This window comes from Candidatus Andeanibacterium sp. (assembly GCF_057143545.1).
On the sequence record NZ_DBNHSF010000033.1, the window covers coordinates 1 to 1,718 of the forward strand.

General features: G+C 66.9%; 2 protein-coding genes. Both read right to left on the reverse strand.

Going from position 1 to position 1,718, the window contains the following annotated elements:
* The coding region (locus AC16XC_RS02135; RefSeq protein WP_484032987.1) for an SAM-dependent methyltransferase at positions 1 to 211 on the reverse strand (211 nt) is incomplete at its 3' end.
* Positions 208 to 1,718, reverse strand: a 1,511-nt coding sequence (locus AC16XC_RS02140; RefSeq protein ID WP_484032988.1) for a nitrate reductase, incomplete at its 5' end; no start/stop codon positions are given. The genes AC16XC_RS02140 and AC16XC_RS02135, both read right to left, overlap by 4 nt.

The window sequence follows — 1,718 nt, forward strand, 5'->3', positions numbered from 1 at the left end:
TCTGGTCCTTCGAATGACGGCCGGAGCGCTTGCCAACGGGAACCAACCGGACCCGCTCGGGGACGAGATCGAGCACGCCCTGGCCGACCAGCGCATCGTAGAAAATGACGCTCGCGGCCCGGATCAGCCGTTCGGCCTTGCGGGTCAACAGCTCCGGATCGCCCGGCCCTGCCCCGACCAGCCAGACACTTCCTGCCGGAAAATCGCTCATTGGGCTGCCTCCTGCTGGGCTGCGAGAGCTTCATCGATCAACCGGGCGGTGATTGTCCGGCACGATCCGCAATTGGTGCCCGCCCGCGTGCACTTGCCGATTTCGGCGACGGTACTCGCGCCATTGGCAATGGCCGCAAGGATGTCGGTTTCGCGCACATCGTAGCAGACGCACACCAGCGCCCCGCGGTCGGGCATCGGCTTCGCGGGGCGCCCGGCCAGCAATTCGGGCAATTCGGCACTGCCCTCGACGAGTTGCCGTGCGATCCATTCGCGCGGCGGAAGGGTGCCCGTGCGGGTCACAAACAGCGCGGCGAGCAGCTCGCCGCTTTCCCCGCGCACGATTATCCGCCGCATTCCGCGCCCGATATCGGCAACTTCGCTGCGGGTTCCTGCCGGGAGCAGCCCGGCAAGATCGACCGATCCCATTCCCGCCAATTCGGTCAGCCAGCCGCCTTCCACCTTCGCCCGCGCCGAATAGAGCAGGTCGGGCAGCTTGAATTTCCGGGTGAGCAGGAAGGCCCGCCACTCGGGCAGCACGGGAACGACCCTGGCCGGCGTGTCCTTGAAGCCGGGCTGGCCCGAAACCGGATCGACCAATGGCTGGACGAGCCGCCCGGCACGGCCTCCGGCACCCATCGCATCGCTCCAATGCATCGGCACGAAGATCTCGCCGCGCCTCTGCCCCGGCGCACAGGACACCCGAAAGATCGAGGACCCGTATGCGGTTGCGACCCTAGCCAGGCCACCCTCCTCGAGCTTCCAGCGAGCGGCATCGTCGGGGTGAATCTCGAGCAGCGGTTCGCGCCGGTGGACCGATAGCTTCGCGCTCAATCCGGTGCGGGTCATGGTGTGCCAGTGGTCGCGGTAGCGCCCGGTATTGAGGCGGAGCGGGAACGCCTCTCCTTTGTCCCGCTCCGCCCCTGGGTGGACCGCGACCAGCCGCGCCTTGCCGTCCCTCACCGGAAAGCGCGTCTCGAACGGGCGCGGTCCGCCCCACTGGAATGGTTCCATCGCTGCATATTGCAGCTCGCAGCTTTCGGCCCAGCTTGTGAGGTCGAGCAGTTTGCCATGCCTTCGGGCGAGCGCGGTCATCGCTGCATATTCGCGGAACACCGCAGCTGGAGAAGCAAATGCAAATTCCCTGGCATGGCCCAATCTTGCGGCCACGTCGCAGACGATCCGCCAGTCGGCGCGCGCTTCGCCCGGCGGCGCGAACAGCGCCCGCTGGCGGCTGATCCGGCGCTCCGAATTGGTCACCGTACCGTCCTTCTCGCCCCAGGCGAGTGCCGGGAGCAGCACGTGGGCAAACTGCGCCGTGTCGCTTTCGGCCATCACCTCGGAGACGACCACATTGGGGCACCGGGCAAGCGCTTCGCGGACGAAACCCGCATCGGGCATCGAAACGGCCGGGTTGGTCGCCATGATCCACAGGAACTTGATCCGGCCATCATGAACCGCCTGGAACAGTTCGACTGCCTTGAGCCCAGGGCCGCTGCACAGCCGGT